Genomic DNA, 23,303 nt, shown 5'->3' with positions numbered 1-23,303 from the left:
ACTGCTTTTTTTATATGAAAAGGAGAAAGAGATGGCAAATATAAAAGAGATCGCAAGACTGGCAAATGTATCTGTTTCGACTGTCTCGCGTGTATTGAATCATCATCCGTATGTATCTGAAGAAAAGAGAAAGCTTGTTCATCAAGTCATGAAGGATTTGGATTATACACCAAATCGAACCGCAATCGATCTCATTCGCGGGAAAACCCATACGGTCGGTGTGATTCTGCCTTATAGCGATCATCCCTGCTTTGATAAAATCGTTAACGGAATCACCAAGGCGGCTTTTCAGCATGAGTATGCAACGACCCTCCTCCCCACCAATTATAACCCCGCTATTGAAATCAAATATTTAGAGCTGTTAAGAACGAAGAAAATAGACGGTCTCATCATTACTTCCCGCGCTAATCATTGGGACAGCATTTTAGCTTATCAGGAATATGGGCCGGTCATCGCTTGTGAGGATACCGGAGACATTGATGTCCCTTGTGCTTTTAATGACAGAAAAACTGCTTATGCAGAGAGCTTTCGCTATTTAAAGAGCCGCGGGCATGAGAATATTGCTTTTACGTGTGTCAGAGAAGCTGATAGGAGCCCGAGCACGGCTGATAAAGCTGCGGCCTATAAAGCTATCTGCGGAAGGTTGGAAGACCACCATATGCTGTCCGGATGCAACGATATGAATGATGGTGAGCTGGCAGCTGAACATTTTTATATGAGCGGGCGGGTTCCGACTGCTATTTATGCAAATAGTGATGAAGTGGCAGCTGGAATTCATCTATTTGCCAAAAAGAATAATTGGGATGTTGAAATCATAGGCGAGGGAAATACTTCTATCAGCCGTGTTCTTGGTTTTCCGTCGCTTGATTTGAATCTTGAGCAGCTCGGCATCGCAGCATTTTCTCTATTTTTGCAGGATGAACCCGCTGATATCAAAATTCAGCATAAATTTAAGAAAAAAGCTTGAACTGAAATGCATTTCATACCTTATAACTTCATTGAAGGCGAAGGAGGAGGAAGAAATGCAGATTGAACATACAGCGGTCTGGGTCAATGATTTAGAGCGAATGAAGTCTTTTTATGAATCGTATTTTAATGGCGAAGCGAATGATTTGTATCATAATGAGAAAAAAGATTTTAAGTCTTATTTTATTACGTTTGATTCCGGAGCAAGGCTGGAGATTATGAAAAAAGGGAATGTGATCGATCCGCCCTCACAAACAATGACAGGCTGGGCACATATTGCCTTTTCCGTTGGGAGCCGGGAGAAAGTTGACGAACTGACTGATCGATTGAAGGCGGATGGTTTCGCAGTAGTAAACGGCCCGAGGACAACAGGAGACGGCTACTATGAAAGTGTGATTGAGGATGATGAAGGAAATTTGATCGAGATTACAATCTGACATGGAGTGACTTACATGCTGAGGACAGAAAAAGAAAAAATGGCAGCCGGAGAATTATACAATTCGGAAGATCAACAACTATTACTAGAACGCAAGCATGCGAGACAGCTGATTAGACAATATAACGAAACACCGGAAGATGATGCAGTGCGGATGGAGCAATTAAAGGAGCTGCTCGGTTCGGTTGGGGATCAAGTCACGATTTTGCCGACATTCCGCTGTGATTATGGCTATCACATTCATATCGGAGATCATACATTTATTAATTTTGACTGTGTCATTTTAGATGTGTGTGAGGTGCGTATCGGCCGTCATTGTTTGATTGCGCCAGGTGTACATATCTACACGGCCGGTCATCCTCTTGATCCGATCGAAAGGAAATCCGGGAAGGAGTTCGGTAAGCCTGTGACAATTGGAGATCAAGTTTGGATTGGAGGCCGGGCGGTGATTAACCCGGGAGTGACAATCGGTGATAACGCAGTGATTGCTTCTGGATCTGTTGTCACTAAGGATGTACCCGCTAATACTGTTGTAGGCGGAAACCCCGCAAGGATTTTGAAGCAATTGTAATGAGATCAGTGCGGCAGATCCGCACTGACTTTTTTAAATCTGTTTTGCATTCGTATTAGGACCGAAGAAGATTAACAGCAAGGAGCATGCGAGCCAGCAGCCCCCAATAAATAAGAAGACGCTGATATAGCCGAGCTGAACGGCAATAAATCCGACAAGCAATGAGCCAAAAATGTTTGAAAAACGGCCAAGACCATAGGCTAAACCGCTGCCAGACGAGCGGTATTCAGTCGGATAAGGTTCAGATGTATAGGCGTATAAGTTCGAGGTAAAGACCCGTTCTGTGATATTCACGATAAAACCAAATACAATGATCATGATGGGAATAAAAGTCATACCATATAAGAGCCCGGCGATGGCCGTCAGAAACGCACTCGCAGCTAAAATCCATTTTCTTTGAAATCTTTCGGAAATCATGGAGCCGAGCAGTGCGCCAAGTGGAGCGCCGACGGAATGCAATACGTTATACCATAATGTATTTTCCATGGTTACGCCATTGCTTTTTAGCAGGCTTGGAACCCATGAAGCAAATCCGTAAAACCCAAACGTTTCAAAAATCCATACAGCAGATAATACGATGGTGATTTTGAGGTTTCTGCCTTTCAATAAGCCGGCGTAACCTGCATGCTGCTTAACAGTTTCGCTTACTTTAGGCTGGGATGCTGCCGGAAGCGGGCCCTTCTCCTTTTCAACCTGTTCCTCAATTCGGTTGAGGATCGCATCGGCTTTCGCATATTCCCCGCGATTTTCGTGCCAGCGAGGTGACTCTTCCAGACGGCGGATGAAGAAAAAATAAATAAGGCCGACGGCACCCCATACAAATACTAGCCTCCATCCCCATGAACCAAGAGGAATGACAAAGGCAGACACAATGTTGGTGATCGGAACCCCGATCAATCCAATCATGGCACAAAAAGAAATATATTTTCCACGTACACTTGAAGGGAAAAATTCCGCCAAATAGCTATTCGTAATGACCATGGCGGCTGCAACGCCAAATCCGGTGAGAAAACGGAATGTCATTAAAGATGGAATGTCCCATGCCGCAGCATTGCATAGCGATGCGATTGAGAAAACAAAGACAAATAGATTTAAGGCTTTTTTGCGGCCGATTCGATCGGACAGCCGTCCGCCCAGTGAAGCGCCTAAAAACATGCCTAAAAACGAAGCAGCCGTTACGTTAGCAATAGTTGAAAGCGGGATGCCCCAATGCTCGATCAGTGCCGGCGCTACATTGCTGAGGGTAAATAAATCTGCGAGATCAAAGAAATAAACAATGCCGAGAGCGGTTAACACTTGGAAATGAACGCGTGAAATCGGAAGGCGGTCTAAACGATTCGCTGCGTTTGAGAAAGGATGTGTATTCTTTTGTTTGAAGATCGTATTCATAAAAAACCCCCTTTTGAGTAGTAAGAAAAGACTGAAAATTCCCCTCTTGGGACTATTATAAGTATCTTGGTTCATTGGCAACAGAGTTCAAATCACTAGATGGAAGAACTAAATTCACACTTTATATTTTAATTTTGCTTAAAAGATTTCCAAAACAGTAGATTCATAGACCAATTTATGCAAATATATAGTAATATTCTCATTGAAAGGAAGAGACATAGAAGGAATGAATTCATTTATCCGTCCTATAGAAGGAAACAATACATTGTGGAGATATTTTTTCGCTTTTTTGGTGATGGTAGGGTTATATGTATTCGGGAATATAGCTTACCTTTTCGCTATATTGTTCACGGTTATTGTGAATCCCAATATCACGTTTGATTTGGATGAAGCTGTGCTGAGTGATCCCCTCGTAGATCTTTATTTGTCCCATGTGATTTATTTATTCGCCATTCCGGGAGTTTGGCTGGCTGTGCGCTTTATTTTGAAGCGGCCTTTCCGAACTGTGATTACACCAAATTCAAAGATGAATTGGCGGAGAATTTCCTTTGGTTTTATTGCTTATTTCTTGCTGATGATCGCCGTACAATTGATTGATTTTGTGATTCATCCAGACAATTATTCAATGCAAGCCTTTGATGCATCACGATTTATCTGGCTGCTAGCGGCTGCCCTCATTTTGGTTCCGATTCAGACATCAGCTGAGGAACTGTTTTTCAGGGGATTTTTGCTTCAAGCTTTCGGGAGATTGACGAAAAATCCTCTATTTTTGACACTGATTGTCGGAGGATTGTTTGGCGTATTGCATTTTGCGAATCCAGAAATGAACAACGGCGCTGTCTGGGCAGGAATTGAGTATTTAACATTTGGTTTTGTGTGGACCTATTACACGATTAAAACTGGAAGCATCGAAATATCACTTGGCGCCCATGCCGCGAATAATATGTTTTTGTGTATGTTTATTACAGAAAAAAACAGTGTGTATGGAGGAATTCCTTCTCTGTTTACCGTTACGCGGGGGAACCCGATGTGGGAGGCTTTCTTTACGATAGCGGTCAACCTTGTGTTTGCGGGGATCGCTTTATGGTACCATAAGAAATCAAAAAGTAAGCAGCAAGGGTCTTAATCCCTGCTGCTTATTAATGTGTGGATCGCTTCTTCAATATTTGTTGTCGGCTGCTGGCAGGCGAAGTTTTCACAAATATACACGGTTGTTTTGCCGTCTATGATGCGGTAGTCTGCTGCAAATGGCGCAATGTCTTTGCATTGCTCGGGCTGCTCTGCCACCAGAATGGAGTCGTTGGGCTTAAAGGCTTTTTGGAGCTCTGTTATGATTTGTTTTCTGGCTGGATCGTCTGCGTTGCCAAAAATAACGATTTCTTTCTTAGGCATCAGATGTCTTAACACACTTTGCATAAAGAAAGCATGGCCGCTCGGATACGCGTCGATGTCTGGCTTGAACACGGAAAACATCGTTTCCGCTTTTTCGATCAGTGATAAGTCGCCTGTGACTTGTCCAAGACGCAGCAGCTGAACTGCTGCCACACTGTTTCCGGAAGGCACGGCGCCGTCGTACACTTCTTTTTCCCGTACGATTAAGGCTTCTGCATCGTGTCCGGTGAAGTAGAATCCGCCATGCTCCTCATCCCAAAATAAGCTGATCATATCGTCTGTCAGTTTCTTCGCTTTTTGTAAATAAGAAAGATCAAACGAAGCTTCATAGAGATCCAGATAAGCCCATAGGAGAAAAGCGTAATCGTCGATAAAGCCTTTGTTTTTCACTTCGCCATCACGATATCGGACCATCACACGGCCGTCGATGATTAATTTGTTTTCAATAAATGTGATGGCGTCTTTCGCTAGGCTGAGATATTTCGGCTCCTGGTATACCTTTGCCGCTTTCGCAAGACCCGCGATCATCAGCGCGTTCCATGAGGTAAGCACTTTATCATCGACATGCGGATAGGTTCTTTCCTCGCGTGTCTTCAAGAGCTGCTGTCTTGCGTCTTCGAGTTTGAGACTGAGCTCTTTTTCGGTTAACCCGGCATCGGCTATGATTTGTTCCCACTTTGTGTGAATGAGGTTAGGAATATTTTTGCCTTCAAAGTTTCCTTCTTCAGTGATGTCATACACTTGGCAATACAGCGTTCCGAGATCGTCCCCGAGCGTTTTCAGAATTTCTTCCTTTGACCACACGTAGTACTTTCCTTCTTCTCCTTCTGTATCTGCGTCTAAAGCAGAGAAAAAGCTTCCGTCTTCATGAGTCATTTCCCTCTGAATGAACGTAATGATCTGCTCACAAATCTCTTTATAACGGCTGTTTTGCGTGACCTGATAGGCTTCTGTATAAGCAGTCAGCAGCAGCGCATTGTCGTACAGCATTTTTTCAAAGTGGGGAACGAGCCACTCGTCATCGGTCGAATAGCGGGCGAACCCATAGCCGATATGATCGTAAATGCCGCCATTCGCCATGCTGTCCAGCGTTTTCGTCACGTTGTATAAAGCGTTATCCTGCCCCGTATTGTGATGATAACGAAGCAAATACATCAGCATATGGGGCATCGGAAATTTCGGTGCCTGCCCGAAACCGCCGTAGATCGTATCAAACCCGCTGGCAAGCTGCTGGAATGTCCGGGAAATCGCTGACTCGCTAAGGCCTTCGCCTGATTTGGCGGCTGTTTTGGTCTGCAAATGTTTAGCGGCGTTCTCCGCAATATCCTCGACATGCTCACGGTCGTTCGCAAACGTCTCAGACAGATGCTCAAGCACATCAACAAAACCGGGACGATTGAATTTGCTCGTCTTTGGAAAATATGTACCCGCGTAAAACGGCTTCTGATCAGGCGTGATAAACACATTCAGCGGCCAGCCGCCCTGCCCGGTCATCAGCTGGCAGATTCTCATATAAACAGAATCCACATCCGGCCGCTCTTCCCGGTCGACTTTAATCGCCACAAACCGTTCATTGAGAAGACGCGCGATTTCTTCGTCTTCAAAGCTTTCGTGAGCCATAACGTGGCACCAATGACAAGTCGAATAACCGATGCTGACCAGAACCGGCTTGTTTTCGCGTGTTGCTTTTTCAAATGCTTCTTCTCCCCAAGGGTACCAGTCCACAGGGTTGTGGGCGTGTTGAAGGAGATATGGTGACTTCTCAGCGATTAATCTATTGGGCTTATTGTTAGTGGGCATGGGATCACCTTCTTTCATAAAACAAATGATCTTTTCGAATTTATTTTTCCATAATATGATGTATTTTATTCTTTTTTGATTTCGTGAAAGGCTTCATTAAGTATAGAATAGGAATTCTTCAGGAATCTGAAGCCCTAAGGTCTTAATAATAAACAATTATATTCTTTCGGGTAAATGATATTTATACATCTCGATGGCATCTTTATGTTCTTTTAAAACTGCAATTGTTTTTGGATGTGGTCTTACATAAATCAAAGGATAGTCAATTTCATCAAATTCTTGTCGAATTGGGAATGCTAATCTCTCTTTATCAAGTGAAAATTGAGCGTCAATTCCTATTTTATTACCGCGAGAATCTAATCGAATCCATTTATTAAGTGAATGAAAAAATACAGCATTTAATGCGTGAATACAATATCCTTTATCTGGCGTATTAAACAACATTAAACGCTGATAACAAAAGCCTGTCGGTATTCCTTCTGAGCGCAATAGGGCAGCTAATAGGTTTGACTTTGCATAGCAAATTCCCTCTTTAAAGCTTAATACTTCTGAAGCATTACAAGTTACTCGTTTTGATTGAGTATCCCAAGTATGGGAAATTTCATCTCGAACAAATTCATAGGCTATTTTTACTTTTTCTATTTCTGTCTGCAAAGGATTGAAAAGTTCATTTGCAAGTGCACAAATAATAGGATTAGAATAATCAACTTCATTTAGTTCAAGTAAATAATCATCAAAGTTTTTTGATTCACCTGTCAAATTCATTTCTTCACTCCCCATATTGTAACGGATGATACTACAGTATAGAACATGATTGGAAATATATTAAGAAGAAAAAAAGAGATTACTAAAAAGCATAGTTTGAATATTTATAGAGTGCATTTAAAAAAGTGAAATACAAATTATGATTAGTTCTCTGCCTTAAAATATGTAATGACATCAATAGCTAGCTTGGGTAGTTACACGCACATGCTTCTTTCATTTTTATTAATTAGTGTAATGCCTAGTATACCTTTTTATACTTTTTTAATAACCTGTTTGATAATCTTTGTTAGTGTCTGATGTAGCATTTAAATTAGTTATGGGCTGAATCGCTTTAACAAATTTTACCCAAACCTCATATTCCCATTCATATAGATCAACAAAATCTTTGCCGATATCAATGAGTGTTTTACATGTTCTTATATTTAAATTATGACGGGCTTTCTTGGTTTTAACTTTTGAGTATTGTAGGTAGAGTTCCATAACCCTTATAAGATATTTATCTTTTTTATCAATACTAGATATTGCATAAAAAAACCAAGGTAAAAATTCCACAAACACTCTAGTACCACCAATTGCGGGATTAGTGTTTCTAATCTGGATAATAGCAAGGATCCCTCAGTGGAAGTTTCCATTGTTTGTGAGTATACGCCGAGATCTTTACTTAGGTTAATATAATCTGAAATAAATACACCGCAAAAATATAAATGAGTCCCACAATGACCTTCAAATGCTTCCATTCTTTTAGCAATTGATAATGTTTCTTGATACTCCCTTATAAGTTCTAGACTTCCGTACTTTAAGTTCAAACCTACAATTTCTAAAATTTCTTTGAATTCTATGCTTGGGTTATATAATTCATCATCTTGATATCGCTCAGTAAACTCTGTTTCGTCCAGTCCCTTGATAAACATAATGTTTTGTTTTTCTCTTTCTAACTCTAAATAATTCAATATTTTGAAAACGACAGGGGAATATAGATTTTGAAAACTCTCTTTCTTTTGTTTTATTTCTTCCCTTTTTTGAGAGTAGCGATGAGAAAAAACTTGTCCTAAAAAAGCGGCAGTGAGTGTGCCGGCAACTGTAAAAACGGTTCCCCATTGAATGCTCCAATCAAGCCCAACAAGCCAAATCATATTGAAATACACCCATTTCCTATTTTATGAATTAAGAACTGTTAATTTGTTTTCGGTTAACTGCATTTCTGGTGATAAAAGATTCAAGTGTTTTACTTTATGCTCTACAACAAACAAAGGAAGTTGGAAAAAGGATGCTATTTGATTAAGTGACCAGCTTTGTTTGCTTTGTCCCATGTATCTTCGTCTATAATGCAGGGTTTAACAGCATCTTTAACAACAATCCACTGATCTTGTGGTCTTATTTTTCCGTTTGTTTTATTTCTTCCTTTCAACCGATTAGCAACAATCCACCCTTTATATATCTCGGATCGAATCATTCTCACAATGCTTTGACCGTGAAAAAACTTTCCCTTGTTTGTTCTGTATCCCAATTTATTTAATTTTACTGCGATATTATCAGCACCTATGCCGTCAATAGTCATTTGAAATGCAAGCTTTACAGCTTTTGCTTTTTCTTCATCAATTTCCAATTTTCTTTCCAAACGGTTATAAATATATCCGTAGTTGGGTTTGCCATTTGACCATCGACCCATTTTTGCACTGTCCTTTTTTCCTTTTCTTAGTTGGGCTTTTATATTCTCGTACTCCCAATTGTTAACGAACCCAGTAAACTTTAATGCTTGCCAGTCCTCTTGTACTTCAAGATCATATACTCTTTCACTATCAGTGACAAAGAGTATGTCATCTTGGCGTAAAAGGTTCATGAATTTAGGTGTCTCTGCATCATCCCTTGTAACCCGTGCTAAGTTAACTGACAAAACAGCGTCAAATATGCCATCTGTGAGTTTGTTAATCATCCTTTGGCATTCAGGTCGCATTTCATCCATTGAACTCCCAACTTCTTGGAATATTTCATACTGCCAATTGTTTTTATGAGCAATATCAAGAAGTCTTTTTCGATGTTTTGCCAAGGTTTCTTCTGTTTCTTCGCCCTCTTTATTTCGTGACTTTCTTAGATAAATGGCTACTCGCTTGATTTTGTTTTTTAGTTCCACAGCATATCACCCTATTATTCCTATAATGTCATATAATACTATAATAACGAATGATAAACTGTGTAGCTACACGAACTTGGCATAAGTGAATAATAATAGGAGGTATACAATTAATTGGTTATTGTGGAAAAGAAAACTTTGATTGGGTAGCATCTTTAATATCTTTATTAGCGGTAATTGTTGCAATCGCATCAATTTGGATTCAAATTCATCAATTTAAAAAACAACGAGAACCAGTAATTGCACCTGGAATTAAACCCCTTGACTTAAAATTACCTAGAATTACTTATGATTGGGTAGATGACAAGAGGCTAGATGACAAATTTGCAGATACGACTTTACCTATTTTCAACTATGGGAGTACATCAGCAATCAATATAATGTATAGTTATAAACTTATTGATAATGAAAAAGTTAGAGAAAAGCTAGAAGAGTTAATAGATGAGAAGAGAGAAATTCACCTTAAATTAACTGATAATCATTTAGACAAACATTTGGGAATTACTTATGATCTGTTGGATGTAAATGATGATGGCTCCTACAGTGGTTTTTTTCGAACGACACCATATATAAGGCGAAGTGATCTAATCTTGCCTGGCGAAAGTATAGGCATTAAATTACCAAGTTATTTCTTGATTATGATCAATTATTTAAGTCGCCTTGAGGAGCAAGACTGTTTTCCTGAGTTAGAATTAAAAATAACGTATAATGATACTAACTTTAAAACCTGGGAAACAAAATTTATTATTAAAGTTGATCAAATTAGTAAAATAGAGATTTCAAGTTTTTATAAGTTACAGACTTCATTGGTATATGAGTTTATCAGCAAAAATAAAAAATAACTGCAATTAATATCAAGACAAGATAATCAAATTTGAAGATTGTCTTGTCTATTTTTAAAGGTAGCTATACGAACATGACACCAATGACATGTCGAACTACCGATGCTGACCAGAACCGGCTTGTTTTCGCGTTTCGCTTTTTCATATGCTTCTTCTCCCCAAGGGAACCAGTCCACAGGGTTATGAGCATGTTGAAGTAAAATAAGTAGATTTCTCAGCGATTAATCTATTGGGTTTATTGTTAGTAGGCATTGGATCACCTTCTTTCGTTTTTTTATAAATACAAAACTTAGCCGATTACTTAAAAGAGGGAGAAGAAAATATACTATAATGCTTAATGATGTTAATTGAGGAGACATCGTCCTTTTCAATCCTCTTTTATTACAGAAAATTTGATATTGATAATTCCATAGTATATTAAGGGGAACCCATTATTTATGGATTCCCCTTTAGTTCAATAAGAAGGATTACTGTCGAGTGTTACTTTACAATGTTAGCCATTCCAATGATAAACGATTTGCACAACGCCAGAGGAAAATGTTCTTGTATTCACCATTTTTAAATTTATCCTCTGTTTTACATCAATAAACAACGGTTTTCCTTCTCCCAAAACAACAGGGTGAATAGATAATCTAAATTCATCAACAAGCCCCAAATTTATAAAAGTTGTAATGAGACTCGCTCCACCATATAGCCAGATGTCTTTACCAGGATTTTTCTTCAATTTATTTACTTCTTCAAGGATATTATCATTTATAAATATGGCTTGATTATCAATCTCATTTTGTGTTCTGGAAAAAACATATTTCTTTTTACTATGAACCAATTTCCAAAGTTCCTTTTCTGTATCAGGGTCTTCATTTTTTGGAATATATTGTCCCCATAAATCGTAGCTTTTTCTGCCATATAAAATAGTATCAATTTGATTTAAAAAATCAGTAAACCCCATATCAGGGTCCATAATGCACCAATCAACTTCTCCATTTTTCCCTTCAATAAAACCATCTAAAGTAACTGCTAAATCTAAAATGATTCTTCTCTGTTTTAAGTTATTTGTCATAACTATTCATCCTTTTACTTAAGAAGTTGGTTGAAATTCTTCTCCCACTCTCGCACCAGATGAACTAAGTTGGCGTTTGTGGACAGAGTGAAGAACAGTATCCTAAAATGAAAGTGCCCACTACTCTTCGTAGCTTGATTAGCCGGAACACTCTTTATCTTCACTTGGTTAAATGAAAGCTCTGCTCGATTAAGTTATAGATTTCGCCTTCTGGATCTGTCCGTTCTAAAACAATTGAAATCCAATGTTCCTTATCCATATGATATCCGGGTAAGATATTTTCCCCGTTTCTTAAGCTATCACTTATTTCAGGGGGACATTTTAGATTTAGAATATCTATTTCGCCATGACCATCCAAGCCTAATTTTTCTGGGAGAACATTCATGATAAGACCGTACCATTTTTTGTTTGATGTATGTCTCAAAGAAGCATAGTTTGGGTATTTCTCCCACGGGTAATCAGGCGATGTACCGTATTTTTCTTTGACGTGTTTAAAGATATCTTCTCTTGTTAACATCTCAATCACTCCTTTATTCACTCTACTTTCTTCTTGAAAAAGTCAAAGAGCGATCCTTGGTTGTCCTTTGGATACTTCAATAGAGATGTCATCAATGGCAGAAGCTGTGTCAAAGCTTCCTCTCTCCACGGATACTAGTCAACAGGGTTGTGGGCGAGTTGAAGGAAGTATGATATTTCTCATTGAGTTTATTGTTAGTGGGCATAGGTTCATCTTCTTTTCTCTTGTTTCTATTCCTTTTTACTGTACCACAAGCCTCTGTTGAAATACCTCATTAAGATAGTGAAATATATAAGGTAATGGATGCCTTACCTAGTGCTGTTCTCTTTTGGAAGCTGTTATTGAATAGTATCGAAACGAGTTTACTAAATATTATCTCGATTGGCGGGGATTGATATGATCATTAAAATGACTAAATTGAATATGAAAGATTTCAATAAACCTAATGAACCTCTCGTTGTTTTTGGGAGAATGATACCTGCTTTTGAAAACGGTGTTTGGACATATACTGAGGAACGATTTTCTAAACCTTATTTTAAACAATATGAAGATGATGAAATGGCTGTTAGTTATGTTGAAGAAGAGGGAAAAGCGGTTTTTTTATATTATGTTGAAAACAACTGCATCGGCCGGATTAAGATTCGTTCTAACTGGAATGGGTATGCACTAATAGAGGACATTGCCGTTGCAAAAGACTATAGACAAAAAGGCGTTGGAACAGCATTATTACATAAAGCGATTGAGTGGGCAAAGGAGAATCGCTTTTGTGGTCTTATGCTTGAAACACAAGATATTAATGTTTCAGCTTGTCATTTTTATGCCAAACATCAATTTATAATAGGTGCAGTTGATACGATGCTTTATTCCAATCTTCCAACAGCAAATGAAATTGCGATTTTTTGGTACTATAAATTTTAATTTATCATAAAATTATTGAACGAAACGTAGCTTGTTTTGCGTTTCGTTTTTTCAAAGAAGAGGTTTTTTAACCCCTTCTATTCTTTGATAAGAATTGTTTTTCCACAATAGGCATAAAAACGTGAAGGAGCATTCCTCCCAAACAGACGGTTAATAGGGTTCCGATGCCGATAGGGCCTTTAAAGACGATGGCTAATACTAAGAAAAGAGCGTATACCAATGTTCTTGAAAACAAGATTGTTCTTTTGGAGAGATCTCGGATAATGAGTGTTAAATGATCGATTGGTGTTGATGCGAATTTCGTCTGAAGATAGATGGCTGTTCCAAGACCGATGAGCACCAAACCAATTCCGAAACAAATCAGTTTGCTTAACAACGCGTTTAGATAGAGGGTGTTTTTTACAACAAACAACCATAGGTCAATGCCTATTCCAGTAATGAATGCTGTAATCAAGCCCAGCAAAATAGGTTTTTTTCTCGTTAATATAGCGTTGCAGATTAAGAGGATCACAGAAATAAGGACCTCCCAGCTTCCTACGGTAAGTCCGACTTCTTTTGACAGACCAACCAAAAGGGCATCGAAGGGGGATGTGCCCAGCCCTGATTGTATGGTTAAGGAAATGCCCAAACTTAATATGAGTATGCCTAATCCGTAAAAAATATATTTCATGTTATATTCCGCGATATTTCTTTTGTCATCAGGACGTGAGGGATGCCGTCTTCCATAAATACCTGTGAAGAAATCTGGTAGCCCAGTTTTTGATAAAAGCCTGCTGCTTGTGTTTGACCATGCAGCTTACATGCAGTCAGTCCTTTTTCTTTTATGATTTCTTCTAACCCGCTTACGATGACTTTCCCCAATCCATACTTACGGTAAGGTTTTAGGATGCAGATTCTTTCCAGCTTTGCTGTATGGTCAACGATGCGCACACGGCCCGTGCCGACAGGCTGATTCTCATGATATACCAAGACATGCTGGCATTGTTCCTGGAGCGTATCAAATTCATCAAACTCTTCGGATTCAGATACATGTTGCTCCTCAATGAAAACCGTCTTTCTAATATTCAAAGCTGCATGTAAATCAGCTTCAGTTGTTATTCTTTTTATATTCATTATGAATCAATCCTTTTCTGATATTAGTCTGGACTGTACAGCATGCATGTGGTCTTATAATAGTAAGGTTAAAACATTTTTGTTGTAAATACAACAAAAATACGTGAGGAGTTTTAGGAATGAATGATATTTTGCGTGAGATCGGCATGATAGCAAGAGCGTTGGATTCCATAAGCAACATCGAATTTAAAGATTTAGACTTAACAAGAGGGCAGTATCTCTATCTCGTACGTATATACGAAAATCCGGGAATTATTCAAGAAAAATTGGCGGAAATGATAAAAGTGGATCGGACAACGGCCGCGCGGGCCATTAAGAAGCTGGAAATGCAGGGATTTATTCAAAAACTGCCGGATGAGCAAAATAAAAAAATAAAAAAACTGTTCCCGACTGAGAAAGGGAAAAAGGTATATCCATTGTTAAGAAGAGAAGGAGAACATTCCACGGAAGTGGCCTTGTCCGGTTTTACTTCAGAGGAAAAGGAAACCATTTCTGCACTCCTTCATAGAGTGAGGAAGAATATAGAACGTGATTGGGAATATGTGAAGAAGGGGAACAAAAGGGATTATTAATGGACAACGTTAACAAGTCGAGCTGATGCTGGCGAAAATCGGCGTCTCCTTCTCAAGAATCCAGTCCGCTGGAGTGTGGGACCATTTTCAAGATAATCTGTCTTGAAAATAGTCCGTTCACTTCTGTTTTCTTTTGAACTATCAAAAATCTCCAAAGGGAGTGGTTTGCGTGAACTTGAGACAACTATCAGAACATGTCTATCAATGTGAATTTGAGCTTGATGTGCCTCTTCGTATTCCGGTTCATACCTGGTTTATCAAAGATGGTGATGATGTTTATATTGTTGATACGGGAATAGAACGTTTTGCTGATGCTCAAATTAGGGCAGCGTTAGCGATCGGCAATCCAAAAGCCATTTTGCTTACCCATGGCCACAGTGATCATATCGGAGGTGCATCAAAATGGTTAGAGAGATTTGATATTCCGATTTTTGCGCACCAGAAAGAACTAAAGTACATCAATGGGGAAGAGCCATATCCGAACAAAAATGAAGTGGAGAACACAGGGGTAGCCCATATTGTCCAGCCGCTGACGGAGCAAACGCTTGCTCACCTGCCTCTGAAATACTATTTAACACCTGGCCATTCGCCGGGGCATGTCGTGTATGATCATAAAATCGATCGTACGCTATTAACGGGCGACCTTTTTATCACAAGTAAGGAGGATTTACACCCACCTATAAGAAGATTCAGTGTTGATATAAATGAGAACATCGATAGCGGCTCAATCATAGATCAAATCAAACCAACGCTCATTTGCTCTTCACATGGCGAAGAAATTCTTTATAACGAAGAATTGTATAAAAACTATGTGGTAAGGTATAGGGATTAATGGAAGTGAAAAACATAAGCTGAAAAATCTCCAGCATGTTGAAGCCCTCGATCCGATTTACTCACACCCAAAAAGAAAAAATGGCAGCTGCCTGCCGCAGAGGCTTTTGCGGAGCTTGTTATACATCCGATTCATGAGCAAAAGGAGTGAGTGTCAGGCTCACTCCTTTTCTATTTAAATTGCGGCTGTGAGCTTTGGTTTTACAAATTTCATGAAAATCCCTCTGACTAATGGGCCCATAATCAGTAATTGCAATGGATAGGCCAGGATGAAATTTTTCAACACAATCATAAGATAAGCACTGAAGAGGCTGTCCTCGTTCAGCCCATTTGCTAGAACCGCTGTCACTAAACCGAACACAGACATACAAAGTACCATGCCAATCACCATACAAGTTGACATGGCAAGGATGACATAAATTTTTTTAGTCTTGTCGAACGGCATGCGGAATGCAATCTTCTTGGCGAGGGGGCCCACTAACAGTAAATCTAACAGGAGGGCGACCATAAAACCGATGACCATTTCAAAAACGGTCATCAGTGAAAAATCCTGAATGGCTCCGTTGATGATGGCATTGTAAATCGACATGACGCAGACCATTCCAAAACACATCATCACGCCAAATATAAGACTCTCTTTTTTATTTGCTGGCATACAATCATTCCTTCTCTCCATAATCGGTGATTAGTATACCAATGAACCGTTCATGCTCATAAGTGACAAATTTGTGAACAATCTATAAAGCAGAATCGTCTTGTTTTGTCATCAGCACATGCGGAATGCCGTCCAGCATAAATTCTTCTGATGCAGTCTGATAGCCGAGCTTTTCATAAAAGCCTGTCGCCTGTGTCTGGCCGTGCAGTTTGAAGGCAGAAATGCTTTGTTCTTTCACAATACGTTCTAATGCATCGACGATCACTTTTCCCAAACCGAATTTGCGGTAAGGCTTCAGAATGCAGATTCGTTCCAGTTTCCCCGTGTGGCCAACGATACGGACACGTGCAGTGCCCACAGGTACATTCTGATGATAAGCCAGGATGTGCTGGCAGTCACCGTGGAGTGTATCGAACTCATCGAATTCATCCGAAATGGGACAGCCTTGTTCCTCTACAAATACTGCCTTTCTGATTTCAAACGCTGTATGTAAATCCTGTTCTGACGTGATTTTTTTGATATTCATGCTTGAATCCTCCCTACTCAGAAAAATGGCTGATCACATATTGTTTAAAGGTCTCAGCAACCGGTGATAAAAACCTGCCTTTTATCCAGGCAATTCCTATGACACGCTGACATTCCGGCCAGCTGACGCGGATTTTGGTGATTTTGCTTTGGTCTAAGCCTTTCAGGTCTGGGAGAATAGATATGCCCAGACCGGCTGCCACAAAACCTGCGGCAGTAGCTGCTTCTTCTCCTTCAAACATAATGTTCGGCTGTATATTGGCCTTCTCAAACAGCTCATCGACCGTCATCCGAAGCGCGTAGCCTTTTTTCAATAAAATAAAACGCTCCCCGGCAATCTCATTCAGGGTAATGCTTTCGCGACTGGCTAATGGGTGATCATTTGGCACAAATACAAAGAGTTCTTCACTCCACAGCTTGATCCATTGGATCGGATCTTCAGGCTTAATCGAAGCGAGGAGACAGAGGTCCAGATCCCCGGATTTTAATCGTTCAAGCAGCCAATAAGAGTGGTTTTGCTTCAGCTGGAAGGCAATGTTGGGGTATTCCTGCTGAAAGGAGCCGATGAGATCGGGCACGAGCGTGGTGCCTAATGTATGTAAAAAACCGAGAGAGACTACGCCTTGGTCTGGCTTTAATAAGGCTTGGATTTCTTCTTTTCCTTCGGTGTACTCCTTCATCATCGCCTGAACCCGCCGCAAAAAAATGTGTCCGTATTGATTTAAGCTAATGGATCGTCCTTGCCTGTCAAATAGCGGCACACCCAAATGATTTTCCAGCCTGGCGATAGAGCGTGAAAGCGCAGGCTGTGTGATGGAGAGGCTTTTTGCGGCTTTCGTGACGTGCTGCATTCGGGCCAGTGTTTGAAAATATTCAAGTTGTTCCCATTCCAATTATCATCCCTCCTTTATTACATATAAGCATGAAAATGATATTTTATATGCATTATACAACATATATCAACGGTGCTAAGATAGTAATATAAACAGACTCGAGGATGTTTGAATTCGGAAGAAATAAAGGATGGTTGTTTATGAATGGCAGTGCTCCACAACATGATGAGGGACCGATAAAGTCCCGATGACATACATTCAAAAAGGCACACCGGTTTTTCGAAAAATTACGTTTGCTTTCTTCGCTGCGGGTTTCAATACATTTGCGATTCTATATTGCGTACAGCCGCTCATGGAGGAATTCACGCGGGAATTTGATGTAACGCCTACTGCGGCGAGTCTTTCTTTATCTGTTACCACAATGCTGTTAGCTGTGAGCATGCTTGTCTTTGGTTCATTATCCGAGGTGTGGGGGCGCAAGCCGATTATGGGTGTTTCCATGCTGGCCGCATCGGTTCTCTGTCTGGCATCGGCCTTTAGTCCGAACTTTCATACGCTGCTCGTATTGAGAACCATTCAAGGCGTTGCGCTCGCAGGCCTTCCGTCGATTGCGATGGCTTATCTCGGGGAAGAAATTGAACCCGGAAGTCTTGGGTCGGCGATGGGGCTGTATATCAGCGGAAATGCAATCGGCGCCGTTTTCGGAAGGATCGTTTCCGGGCTCCTGAGCGAGTACTTGAATTGGCATATGGCGATGGGGGCAATTGGTGTCATTAGTTTGATTGCTAGTATTATATTTTTTATGAATTTGCCGCCATCCAGGCATTTTACGCCAAGAAAATTGAAGCTCGGGAAATTGGGAATGTCTCTGATCGGCCACTTGAGGGACCGTAAACTATTCAGCTTGTTTCTCATTGGTTTTTTGCTGCTCGGAAGCAATGTTGCATTGTTTAATTACATTGTGTATGTGCTGTTGGGCCCGCCGTATTCGCTTAATAAAGCATTTGCCAGCTGGATATTTATTGTGATGATTGTAGGCATTTTCAGCTCGTCTTTCATTGGAAGAATGGTTGATCAATATGGCTATCCAAAAATACTGGTGATGAATATTTTCATCGTCATTGCAGGTGCGTTATTTACGATAAACAATATGCTGGCAGTGAAAGTTCTGGGAATTGCCCTCTTTACATTCGGTTTTTTCGGAGGGCATTCAGTTGCCAGCAGCTGGGTGGGCAGGAGAGCCCTTCACAACAAAGCACAGGCTTCATCGCTGTATTTGTTCTTTTATTACGCCGGTTCAAGTGTTTTCGGAACAATCGGAGGGCTATTCTGGTCTGGTTTTCACTGGCTGGGCGTTGTCGGTATGATCACCTTCATGCTGCTGGTTGCGTTATGGCTGTCGGGATACTTGGCAAGAAGTGCGAAAGTGCCGGATAAAAGGAACGAAAAAGGATTGAATTGATCAGTAAAAAAGGACCGTTAGCGGTCCTTTTTTATTTCCAATGGGCAGGGATTCGTAAAGACAGCGGCAGCTTTGTGTTCGAATCGCCGTTGGCGGCGTTCACCTGTGCCTGTGTCAGAAAGATGCTCCCGGTCAGGTCGGCGCCGCTGAGATCAGCGTCTCTCATATCTGCACCGATAAAGTCTGTCATTCTCAAATCGGCATTTCTCAGATCGGCGGCTATGAGCAGCGCCCCTCTTAGATTTGCTCCTCGCAGATCAAGCCCTTTCAGTTTCGCGCCGATCAGGACACTTCCCCGGCTGACCTTTTTCGGGAGTTTTGGATGGCGGGCTTGGGCACGCACCAGCTCACTTGTTTTTAACAGCCATTCATTGACCTCAGCTCGATGCTCGTCCACCTGCAGTGTCAGCAAGCGTTCTTTGCTGAGTCTGGTGAGCCTTTCTATTTTTTCGAAACTGGTTCTCAGTTCAGGATGAATCGGCTTGGCTATATCTATAGAAAGAGCTTCATGTAAATACCAGAGCATTTCGTGCAGCTGCTGCATGATAGGAAAAACGTCAAACATCTGGTTGGCCGTTTCGGGGCTGTTTCGCCAATCCTTTCCCTCATAAGTGATTTGGGATACTTTTTGGCCGGCGCCAAAGCATTCATATGCAGAGCAGCCTCGAAATCCTTTTTCTCTGAGATCTTTATGTATAGAACATTGATAGTTTGATTGTAAGTTGCGGCAAGGCGTGCCCCCGTCTTTATCAAAAGCAAAATCTGCCGACTTCGCATAAGGCAAGGCGACACAGCACAGGCCAAAACAGTGCTGGCAATCCGCACTTAAATCATGATGTATATTGTCATGTAACGTTACTTCCGCAGACAATAATGTTCACCCCTTCACTTGGGTACTTTGTTAAATATATCTATTTGATTATATAGGAAAAAAGGATACTTTTCATTTTGTTTTCAAGGTTTCAGTGGTCTAGCGATGTATAATATATCCAATCATGATGATTGGGGGAATTCATTTGGAACAGCAATTGAAAGACATCATCTCTGCGTGTGATTTGGCAATCCAAAATGAAGATTTTGATACACTGATGAATTATTATTCGGAAGATGCCGTTTTAGTTGTGAAGCCGGGCATGATCGCGCGAGGCAAGGAAGAAATCAAAAAAGCGTTTATCACGATTGCGAACTATTTCAATCATCATATTGTCCCGACACAAGGGAAAATGATCCTGTTGGAAGCAGGTGACACGGTACTCGTTCTTTCTCAGACACTGCTTGATTCGGATAAAAAGGACTCCGAGTATGCGATGGAAAGAAGGGCGACCTATGTATTTAAAAAGAATGCGCAAGGCGAGTGGCTTTGTGTAATTGATAATTCATATGGTACGGATTTAATTGGTGTGTAAGATATGTCTTTGATGTGCCATTCCTGCATATAATGATTCATTCAGCTGATTAGGGAAGGTGACACAATTGAATGTGTATGACATCAGAATGGCTCCTTATTGGTTTTATGAAGGCAGAGGACTTGTTCAACATCCATACGTATTTCGGCAGCCTGTCTCCTCACGTGCAATCATTGTATCTACCCGCGGCGATGTAACGGGAGACGGCATTATTGACGAGGTCTTTCTAACTGGAAATCAAATGCCCGGCAGCCCGTTATGGAGAAATATCACATTGGTGATCCGTGATGGCAGAACCCATCAGGAGCAGCAGATTCAGCTTCAAAACAATATGGGATACAATCCGTCACTTTTTCTGGGGGATATGACAGGCGACAAGATTGAGGATGTGGCAGTGGTAATAGATACAGGGGGAAGCGGCGGTGCTATTTATGCATACGTGTTTGCCTATCTAAACAGGCAGTTTCGGCGAATTTTCAATTCAGATGTATTGAATGATGAATTAAAGTACAGTGTGAGGTATCAAAATCAATATAAAGCGAGCGTCATCAGTCATCAGCAAAACGAAATGTATATCCTCGACCTTACTTACAAGGGCAGGGAATATTTGAATGAGATTTATAACAGCCAAGGTGTGTTAAAAATGCCGATTGAAGGATGGGTGAATCCTTTATCTGGCTTGTATCCGGTTGATTTTGACAGAGACGGCGTATACGAATTATTGGCGTACCAGCGGATAGCGGGAAGGTATAACGCCGACTCATTGGGATATGTTCAAACCGTATTGAAATGGAACGGACGGCGTTTTGCCGTTGACCGGCAGAATGTTTCGATTGTTGGCGGTGCTGTCTCGTAATCCTGATGGCTGTCACCCTTTATAGGGTGACAAAACATTACAGGTGTTCTGCAACGACAACCAAATAATAAGATAAACCGGCTTGCTGCTCTTCTAACATTCCTCTATGGAAATCATCTTGCATAAAAAAACGTGTTTGTTTTACGTAATCTTCTTTACTTGTCGGATGCCCGTTCTGATTTAGGAACTTAAGATGATTCATGACATGCTCTTGCACGGAAGGGTCATGATACGTTACACCATTTCTTAAAAAATCAGCCATCCTATCAAGAAAATGTTTAGCCTCTATTGCCATTTTGTTCATTTCATCGACATTGATTGTATGTGTATCCAATTCAAAATCGTAACGCTCTTTTAAATACCCATTTTGTTCTGCTAAAGATTGTTTCCATTCTTCAGCGCTTTCAAATCCTTTAAACATTACCTTATGATCCATGTTTTCACCTTTTCTCGTGTATTCTAAAGATGTGTTGACTGTTTGAATGAGACGCTGATACTTTTCAATTTTCTTTTCAAACAGCTTTTTTTGTTTTTCTAATGTACTTGTTCTTTCAGCATCCTCATTTAATAATCTTTTGATTTCTGACAAAGGAATATCTAATTCTTTGTAAAAAAGGATTTCCTGCAGTCTTTTTAGTTCGTCAGCACCATAGTACCGATATCCGGCTTCGCTTATTTCCTTTGGGGCTAGCAAGCCGATTTTGTGGTAATGATAAAGCGTTTTGATTGTGACATTCGCAATATTGGATAGTTCTTTTACTGTTAATTTCACCATCTGACTCCTCCTTTCTTCTTTCACTATGAGGCCTTACCTTTGGTTGGAGTCAAGGATAAAATGGTGGTGTTTTCGTCTGAGAACAGCCTAGTGAATGTTGGGAGAAAGAAAATAACACCTGGCGGATTCAAAGAAAAGAGTGCTTTTCAGTAAGCACTCTTCATTCCAGTTTAATTCGTTTTACATCCCCTAATACAAACACATAAAAAACCAATCCCAGCAACAGCACAAAACCAGCTACCAGAAAGCTGAGGGTAAAGGAGCCTGTCACATCAAACAAATACCCTGTCAGTGACGCAGCAATAATGCCTCCGAACAGGTTGTTTGCGAGATTCACCATGGAGCTCAGCATGGATACGGAACCGATCGGCGCGAGTTCTGCGGAGATGGACCAGCCGACCGGAGCGGTTGCGGAAATTCCAGCGAGTCCGATGGAAATGCAAATAATGGCTACGGTAATATTGTTCGTCAGAATGGATCCTAAAAAGAAAAAGCCAAAGCTCATTCCGACTATGATGACGGTTCGGTACACCTTGGTGTTAGGATAGCCTTTCTTAATAAAATAATCGACGAGCCAGCCGCCGACGGCAATTCCGGAAATGGTTGAGATCAGCCACGGCACTGCTGTAAATAAACCGGACGACATGAGATCCATACCGTATGTATGTTTAAAGAAAGTCGGAAGCCAGGTGAGCAGCAGGTTGAATGTATACCCGTACCCTGTAAATCCGATCATTAAGCCCCATACTTTTCGATTGGTGAAAAGCTTTTTTAAAAGCGGGCCCGTTTTGTAAGGGATTTGCTCTGTTGTAATGGCATTGTGTTTTTGAATATAGTTTAGTTCACTTTTAGAAATGCGTTTGTGCCGTTCAGGCTGTTCATAATACTGCCAGAAAAAGATCGTAAACAGCACATTGATGCATCCAATCGTCAAAAAAGCGACACGCCAGTCAAATGTTGTGACAAGAAAGGCGACCAATGGCGCGCCGATTACATTTGAAAACTTGGCGGCCGAATCGAACAGTGAGTTTGCCAATCCCCGCTCACTTGGAGGAAACCAGAGAGCGGTTGCTTTAGAGGCAGCGGGGAACGCAGAGGCGCTCGTCAGCCCAATGAGAAACCGGAACAGATACAACAGCAATTTTCCTTGCAAAAAAGCAAGAAGGATCGTTAAAAAGCTCCATATTGTCATTCCAACCCTCGTGACCCATGCGACCCCAAAACGGTCCAGCAAACTTCCGACAGGCAGCTGCATCAGTGTATAGGAATAGGTGTAAATGGAAAACACGATGCCGAGTTCAGTTGCAGTAAGGTGAAACGAATCTTGTATCGCAGGGGCCGCTACCGAGATGGCCACTCGGTCAAAATAATTAAGAATAATAATGCCGCTAAGTAACGAAGATATGTACCATCTGGTATGCCCAGGCCGTTTCACGCGCTCTTGACTCATGATGAAAACCTCCTCTGTCATAGCATGATCTCCTGATA

At 40.8% G+C, this 23,303-nt stretch carries 26 protein-coding genes and 2 pseudogenes; 12 read left to right on the top strand and 16 right to left on the bottom strand.

From position 1 onward, the window contains the following. The first annotated feature begins 31 nt into the window (after nucleotides 1–31). Genes ccpB through NYE20_RS22160 form a run of 3 tightly spaced genes read left to right on the top strand, consistent with a single transcriptional unit; the run spans nucleotide 32 to nucleotide 1,973 of the window. The gene (gene ccpB, locus NYE20_RS22170; protein WP_161621077.1) at nucleotides 32–967 is read left to right on the top strand and encodes a transcriptional regulator CcpB; all 936 of its coding nucleotides are present in this window, start codon (nucleotides 32–34) and stop codon (nucleotides 965–967) included. Between the two features lie 55 nt (nucleotides 968–1,022). Continuing rightward, complete coding sequence (locus tag NYE20_RS22165; RefSeq protein ID WP_032724962.1) at nucleotides 1,023–1,403, top strand: VOC family protein; 381 nt, start codon at nucleotides 1,023–1,025, stop codon at nucleotides 1,401–1,403. A 15-nt stretch (nucleotides 1,404–1,418) separates the two neighbouring features. Then, a complete protein-coding gene (locus tag NYE20_RS22160; RefSeq protein ID WP_161621078.1) occupies nucleotides 1,419–1,973 on the top strand; it encodes a sugar O-acetyltransferase in 555 nt (184 codons plus the stop codon). A gap of 33 nt (nucleotides 1,974–2,006) precedes the next feature. Here the strand turns inward: NYE20_RS22160 and NYE20_RS22155 are convergent, their stop codons facing one another. Further along, nucleotides 2,007–3,362 carry an MFS transporter gene (locus tag NYE20_RS22155; RefSeq protein WP_049140536.1) on the bottom strand — a complete coding sequence of 452 codons (1,356 nt, stop codon included), beginning with the start codon at nucleotides 3,360–3,362 and terminating at the stop codon, nucleotides 2,007–2,009. A gap of 226 nt (nucleotides 3,363–3,588) precedes the next feature. On the opposite strand from NYE20_RS22155, the gene NYE20_RS22150 reads away from it, so the two are divergent. After that, a complete protein-coding gene (locus NYE20_RS22150; RefSeq protein ID WP_021481102.1) occupies nucleotides 3,589–4,488 on the top strand; it encodes a type II CAAX endopeptidase family protein in 900 nt (299 codons plus the stop codon). Here the strand turns inward: NYE20_RS22150 and NYE20_RS22145 are convergent. The 4 genes from NYE20_RS22145 to NYE20_RS22130 all read right to left on the bottom strand — a co-directional run bounded on the left by NYE20_RS22145 (nucleotide 4,485) and on the right by NYE20_RS22130 (nucleotide 9,450). Further along, nucleotides 4,485–6,554 carry a thioredoxin domain-containing protein gene (locus NYE20_RS22145; protein ID WP_161621079.1) on the bottom strand — a complete coding sequence of 690 codons (2,070 nt, stop codon included), beginning with the start codon at nucleotides 6,552–6,554 and terminating at the stop codon, nucleotides 4,485–4,487. The two genes, NYE20_RS22150 and NYE20_RS22145, sit on opposite strands and share 4 nt — an antisense overlap. 156 nt (nucleotides 6,555–6,710) lie before the next feature. Continuing rightward, nucleotides 6,711–7,319, bottom strand: a complete 609-nt coding sequence (locus NYE20_RS22140) for a transglutaminase family protein (protein ID WP_146874313.1) — start codon at nucleotides 7,317–7,319, stop codon at nucleotides 6,711–6,713. Between the two features lie 485 nt (nucleotides 7,320–7,804). Further along, nucleotides 7,805–8,452 carry a hypothetical protein gene (locus tag NYE20_RS22135; protein ID WP_161621080.1) on the bottom strand — a complete coding sequence of 216 codons (648 nt, stop codon included), beginning with the start codon at nucleotides 8,450–8,452 and terminating at the stop codon, nucleotides 7,805–7,807. Nucleotides 8,453–8,589: 137 nt separating this feature from the next. Continuing rightward, complete coding sequence (locus NYE20_RS22130) at nucleotides 8,590–9,450, bottom strand: recombinase family protein (protein ID WP_161621081.1); 861 nt, start codon at nucleotides 9,448–9,450, stop codon at nucleotides 8,590–8,592. Nucleotides 9,451–9,830: 380 nt separating this feature from the next. Between NYE20_RS22130 and NYE20_RS22125 the strand changes: the two genes are divergently transcribed. Further along, nucleotides 9,831–10,292, top strand: a complete 462-nt coding sequence (locus tag NYE20_RS22125; RefSeq protein WP_161621082.1) for a hypothetical protein — start codon at nucleotides 9,831–9,833, stop codon at nucleotides 10,290–10,292. Between the two features lie 80 nt (nucleotides 10,293–10,372). On the opposite strand, the pseudogene NYE20_RS22120 reads toward NYE20_RS22125, so the two are convergent. The 3 genes and pseudogenes from NYE20_RS22120 to NYE20_RS22110 all read right to left on the bottom strand — a co-directional run. Next, nucleotides 10,373–10,544: pseudogene (locus NYE20_RS22120) on the bottom strand (DUF255 domain-containing protein); the annotation flags it as partial. A 241-nt stretch (nucleotides 10,545–10,785) separates the two neighbouring features. After that, on the bottom strand, nucleotides 10,786–11,352 hold the full coding sequence (locus tag NYE20_RS22115) for a dihydrofolate reductase family protein (RefSeq protein ID WP_021481097.1): 567 nt from the start codon (nucleotides 11,350–11,352) through the stop codon (nucleotides 10,786–10,788). 160 nt (nucleotides 11,353–11,512) lie between these two features. Continuing rightward, on the bottom strand, nucleotides 11,513–11,869 hold the full coding sequence (locus NYE20_RS22110; protein WP_021481096.1) for an MmcQ/YjbR family DNA-binding protein: 357 nt from the start codon (nucleotides 11,867–11,869) through the stop codon (nucleotides 11,513–11,515). A gap of 396 nt (nucleotides 11,870–12,265) precedes the next feature. Between NYE20_RS22110 and satA the strand changes: the two genes are divergently transcribed. Next, nucleotides 12,266–12,787, top strand: coding sequence for a streptothricin N-acetyltransferase SatA (satA, locus tag NYE20_RS22105; RefSeq protein WP_077670822.1), 522 nt, complete (start codon nucleotides 12,266–12,268; stop codon nucleotides 12,785–12,787). 67 nt (nucleotides 12,788–12,854) lie between these two features. Here the strand turns inward: satA and NYE20_RS22100 are convergent, their stop codons facing one another. Together NYE20_RS22100 and NYE20_RS22095 are read right to left on the bottom strand one after the other, a co-directional pair. Next, nucleotides 12,855–13,457 carry a YitT family protein gene (locus tag NYE20_RS22100; RefSeq protein WP_072173947.1) on the bottom strand — a complete coding sequence of 201 codons (603 nt, stop codon included), beginning with the start codon at nucleotides 13,455–13,457 and terminating at the stop codon, nucleotides 12,855–12,857. Continuing rightward, complete coding sequence (locus NYE20_RS22095) at nucleotides 13,454–13,900, bottom strand: GNAT family N-acetyltransferase (protein ID WP_161621083.1); 447 nt, start codon at nucleotides 13,898–13,900, stop codon at nucleotides 13,454–13,456. Before NYE20_RS22095 ends, NYE20_RS22100 begins: the two co-directional genes overlap by 4 nt. A gap of 119 nt (nucleotides 13,901–14,019) precedes the next feature. On the opposite strand from NYE20_RS22095, the gene NYE20_RS22090 reads away from it, so the two are divergent. The 3 genes and pseudogenes from NYE20_RS22090 to NYE20_RS22080 form a co-directional block, all read left to right on the top strand. Continuing rightward, entirely contained in the window at nucleotides 14,020–14,472 is a 453-nt protein-coding gene (locus tag NYE20_RS22090; RefSeq protein ID WP_003226875.1) for a MarR family transcriptional regulator, read from the top strand. 169 nt (nucleotides 14,473–14,641) lie between these two features. Further along, complete coding sequence (locus NYE20_RS22085; RefSeq protein ID WP_015715070.1) at nucleotides 14,642–15,304, top strand: MBL fold metallo-hydrolase; 663 nt, start codon at nucleotides 14,642–14,644, stop codon at nucleotides 15,302–15,304. A gap of 16 nt (nucleotides 15,305–15,320) precedes the next feature. Then, nucleotides 15,321–15,454: pseudogene (locus NYE20_RS22080) on the top strand (LysR family transcriptional regulator); the annotation flags it as partial. A 24-nt stretch (nucleotides 15,455–15,478) separates the two neighbouring features. Here NYE20_RS22080 and NYE20_RS22075 read toward each other — a convergent pair. From NYE20_RS22075 to NYE20_RS22065, 3 genes are all read right to left on the bottom strand, one after another. After that, nucleotides 15,479–15,958, bottom strand: coding sequence for a DUF2798 domain-containing protein (locus NYE20_RS22075; protein WP_049140527.1), 480 nt, complete (start codon nucleotides 15,956–15,958; stop codon nucleotides 15,479–15,481). A gap of 82 nt (nucleotides 15,959–16,040) precedes the next feature. Next, on the bottom strand, nucleotides 16,041–16,484 hold the full coding sequence (locus NYE20_RS22070; protein WP_049140526.1) for a GNAT family N-acetyltransferase: 444 nt from the start codon (nucleotides 16,482–16,484) through the stop codon (nucleotides 16,041–16,043). A gap of 13 nt (nucleotides 16,485–16,497) precedes the next feature. Further along, nucleotides 16,498–17,376 carry a LysR family transcriptional regulator gene (locus tag NYE20_RS22065; RefSeq protein WP_015715067.1) on the bottom strand — a complete coding sequence of 293 codons (879 nt, stop codon included), beginning with the start codon at nucleotides 17,374–17,376 and terminating at the stop codon, nucleotides 16,498–16,500. Between the two features lie 187 nt (nucleotides 17,377–17,563). On the opposite strand from NYE20_RS22065, the gene NYE20_RS22060 reads away from it, so the two are divergent. Beyond that, nucleotides 17,564–18,778 (top strand): MFS transporter, encoded by a 1,215-nt coding sequence (locus NYE20_RS22060; protein ID WP_212082643.1) that lies wholly within the window; start codon nucleotides 17,564–17,566, stop codon nucleotides 18,776–18,778. Nucleotides 18,779–18,809: 31 nt separating this feature from the next. Here NYE20_RS22060 and NYE20_RS22055 read toward each other — a convergent pair whose 3' ends face one another. After that, nucleotides 18,810–19,649, bottom strand: coding sequence for a pentapeptide repeat-containing protein (locus tag NYE20_RS22055; protein ID WP_038429955.1), 840 nt, complete (start codon nucleotides 19,647–19,649; stop codon nucleotides 18,810–18,812). A 145-nt stretch (nucleotides 19,650–19,794) separates the two neighbouring features. Between NYE20_RS22055 and NYE20_RS22050 the strand changes: the two genes are divergently transcribed. Continuing rightward, nucleotides 19,795–20,184: a nuclear transport factor 2 family protein gene (locus NYE20_RS22050; RefSeq protein ID WP_003243451.1), complete on the top strand. Its 390-nt coding sequence runs from the start codon at nucleotides 19,795–19,797 to the stop codon at nucleotides 20,182–20,184. Nucleotides 20,185–20,251: 67 nt separating this feature from the next. After that, entirely contained in the window at nucleotides 20,252–21,040 is a 789-nt protein-coding gene (locus NYE20_RS22045; RefSeq protein ID WP_212082642.1) for a hypothetical protein, read from the top strand. A gap of 37 nt (nucleotides 21,041–21,077) precedes the next feature. Here the strand turns inward: NYE20_RS22045 and NYE20_RS22040 are convergent, their stop codons facing one another. Both NYE20_RS22040 and NYE20_RS22035 read right to left on the bottom strand, forming a co-directional pair. After that, the gene (locus tag NYE20_RS22040) at nucleotides 21,078–21,815 is read right to left on the bottom strand and encodes a MerR family transcriptional regulator (RefSeq protein WP_032676932.1); all 738 of its coding nucleotides are present in this window, start codon (nucleotides 21,813–21,815) and stop codon (nucleotides 21,078–21,080) included. Between the two features lie 160 nt (nucleotides 21,816–21,975). Further along, on the bottom strand, nucleotides 21,976–23,286 hold the full coding sequence (locus tag NYE20_RS22035) for an MFS transporter (RefSeq protein ID WP_014478548.1): 1,311 nt from the start codon (nucleotides 23,284–23,286) through the stop codon (nucleotides 21,976–21,978). Nucleotides 23,287–23,303 lie beyond the last annotated feature (17 nt).

This window comes from Bacillus sp. FSL R5-0416 (assembly GCF_037975425.1).
GTDB lineage: Bacteria > Bacillota > Bacilli > Bacillales > Bacillaceae > Bacillus > Bacillus subtilis.
The sequence above is the reverse complement of the archived record's forward strand: the minus strand, read 5'-3'. Positions and strand labels throughout refer to the sequence as shown.

What these genes read in the sequence shown, in the direction of transcription:
- NYE20_RS22135 (WP_161621080.1), bottom strand. Translation starts at nt 8,452, where the DNA reads ATGATTTGGCTTGTTGGGCTTGATTGGAGCATTCAATGGGGAACCGTT.
- NYE20_RS22040 (WP_032676932.1), bottom strand. Translation starts at nt 21,815, where the DNA reads ATGGTGAAATTAACAGTAAAAGAACTATCCAATATTGCGAATGTCACA.
- NYE20_RS22140 (WP_146874313.1), bottom strand. Translation starts at nt 7,319, where the DNA reads ATGAATTTGACAGGTGAATCAAAAAACTTTGATGATTATTTACTTGAA.
- NYE20_RS22060 (WP_212082643.1), top strand. Translation starts at nt 17,564, where the DNA reads ATGACATACATTCAAAAAGGCACACCGGTTTTTCGAAAAATTACGTTT.
- NYE20_RS22070 (WP_049140526.1), bottom strand. Translation starts at nt 16,484, where the DNA reads ATGAATATCAAAAAAATCACGTCAGAACAGGATTTACATACAGCGTTT.
- NYE20_RS22145 (WP_161621079.1), bottom strand. Translation starts at nt 6,554, where the DNA reads ATGCCCACTAACAATAAGCCCAATAGATTAATCGCTGAGAAGTCACCA.
- NYE20_RS22125 (WP_161621082.1), top strand. Translation starts at nt 9,831, where the DNA reads ATGTATAGTTATAAACTTATTGATAATGAAAAAGTTAGAGAAAAGCTA.
- NYE20_RS22115 (WP_021481097.1), bottom strand. Translation starts at nt 11,352, where the DNA reads ATGACAAATAACTTAAAACAGAGAAGAATCATTTTAGATTTAGCAGTT.
- NYE20_RS22160 (WP_161621078.1), top strand. Translation starts at nt 1,419, where the DNA reads ATGCTGAGGACAGAAAAAGAAAAAATGGCAGCCGGAGAATTATACAAT.
- NYE20_RS22110 (WP_021481096.1), bottom strand. Translation starts at nt 11,869, where the DNA reads ATGTTAACAAGAGAAGATATCTTTAAACACGTCAAAGAAAAATACGGT.
- NYE20_RS22095 (WP_161621083.1), bottom strand. Translation starts at nt 13,900, where the DNA reads ATGAATATAAAAAGAATAACAACTGAAGCTGATTTACATGCAGCTTTG.
- NYE20_RS22075 (WP_049140527.1), bottom strand. Translation starts at nt 15,958, where the DNA reads ATGCCAGCAAATAAAAAAGAGAGTCTTATATTTGGCGTGATGATGTGT.
- NYE20_RS22165 (WP_032724962.1), top strand. Translation starts at nt 1,023, where the DNA reads ATGCAGATTGAACATACAGCGGTCTGGGTCAATGATTTAGAGCGAATG.
- ccpB (WP_161621077.1), top strand. Translation starts at nt 32, where the DNA reads ATGGCAAATATAAAAGAGATCGCAAGACTGGCAAATGTATCTGTTTCG.
- NYE20_RS22155 (WP_049140536.1), bottom strand. Translation starts at nt 3,362, where the DNA reads ATGAATACGATCTTCAAACAAAAGAATACACATCCTTTCTCAAACGCA.
- NYE20_RS22035 (WP_014478548.1), bottom strand. Translation starts at nt 23,286, where the DNA reads ATGACAGAGGAGGTTTTCATCATGAGTCAAGAGCGCGTGAAACGGCCT.
- NYE20_RS22150 (WP_021481102.1), top strand. Translation starts at nt 3,589, where the DNA reads ATGAATTCATTTATCCGTCCTATAGAAGGAAACAATACATTGTGGAGA.
- satA (WP_077670822.1), top strand. Translation starts at nt 12,266, where the DNA reads ATGATCATTAAAATGACTAAATTGAATATGAAAGATTTCAATAAACCT.
- NYE20_RS22100 (WP_072173947.1), bottom strand. Translation starts at nt 13,457, where the DNA reads ATGAAATATATTTTTTACGGATTAGGCATACTCATATTAAGTTTGGGC.
- NYE20_RS22090 (WP_003226875.1), top strand. Translation starts at nt 14,020, where the DNA reads ATGAATGATATTTTGCGTGAGATCGGCATGATAGCAAGAGCGTTGGAT.